This window comes from Helicobacter vulpis, from assembly GCF_003660395.1.
Lineage (GTDB): Bacteria > Campylobacterota > Campylobacteria > Campylobacterales > Helicobacteraceae > Helicobacter > Helicobacter vulpis.
Map to the genome: position 1 here is coordinate 1 of NZ_QXQT01000062.1, position 1,141 is coordinate 1,141.

Genomic DNA, 1,141 nt, shown 5'->3' on the forward strand with positions numbered 1-1,141 from the left:
TAAAGAAGGGTTTGGGGCTTTTGACACGCAGACTCTCCAAAGGCTTTTTAACCACCACCAAAAAAAGCACATCAATACGCGGATCGCCCAACTCAATAGCGATGAGTTTTTAGAGCGCATGAAATACTATCCACGAGGGCACAAATTACCCCTATTTGAGCAGGTGGAAAAACCTAAGAAATTAACATTACCCGAGGCCATGCGCGCTAGCGGGGCGATGGAGTTGGGGTATAGGCATGAGTACACCACTTTGCGCCACGATAATATCACCCACACAACTAACATCTACCAAGAACATGCGGATTACCGCGTGTATTTTAATAGCCATAATGGGGAGGTTTTAGGGGTTAGCGCGTACAATGAGATTAGCGCTCAGTATGCAGACGCTCCAGATAGCCCCTTTTTAGGCCAGCATGTGATCTTGGCGCGCGCGCTTAAAAAAGGGGCGAATATCCCTAGCAAGAGCCCACAAGCGTGGTATTACTCCAATATTAAGGACAATGAAGCCCAATTAGACAAGCTAGACCCCAATATCTTAGCCCAAATGGAGCAGGCACTTCAAGAGTATTTGATCGCTTTGTGGGAGTGTTATGACATATGGGTCTTGGGCTTGAGCCAGTTAGATAGGCCCTTGATGGACGCGCGCGCCCTAGCCCAAGAAAAGAAGCTAGATTTTAGCCAAGTCTTCTTTTACTCCAAGGGGGAGAATTTGGACTTCGTGGAGCGCAACAAGAATGCGCTATTTGAGGGGTATGTAGATTCGCATTTTGCTCGGGAAGAAGCTAGGTTAAAGGAGGCGTTTAAAGGTTTAAGCTAGATTGTGGCACAATAGTCTTAGCCCCCCTTTGGGGGGGTTTTGCGCCTAATGCAGGTGTTCGGCAAACACAACCAGCAGCGCTAAGACTATCAGCACTTTGTGCATGTGGCCTCCTTCTTTTAGGGTCCCACATGCCACCCGCCCTAAGAAAAGAAACTTTTCTACCCTTTTGCCCTCAAAGAAGACCACACATGCCAATACAGGTATTATAACCCATTGGGCCTTTTTAACCCTTGATTCACGCGGGGGTTTTTTGGTTGAATAGGGCTATAAGGGGCGATGATGTTGTTACACGACAAGATACAAGAACTTTTAGAAGCCACC

The 1,141-nt window shown here is 47.2% G+C and carries 1 protein-coding gene; it reads left to right on the forward strand.

Going from position 1 to position 1,141, the window contains the following annotated elements:
- Positions 1 to 817, forward strand: an 817-nt coding sequence (locus EAO38_RS08540; protein ID WP_162982758.1) for a hypothetical protein, incomplete at its 5' end; no start/stop codon positions are given.
- Between the last annotated feature and the right edge of the window lie 324 nt (positions 818 to 1,141).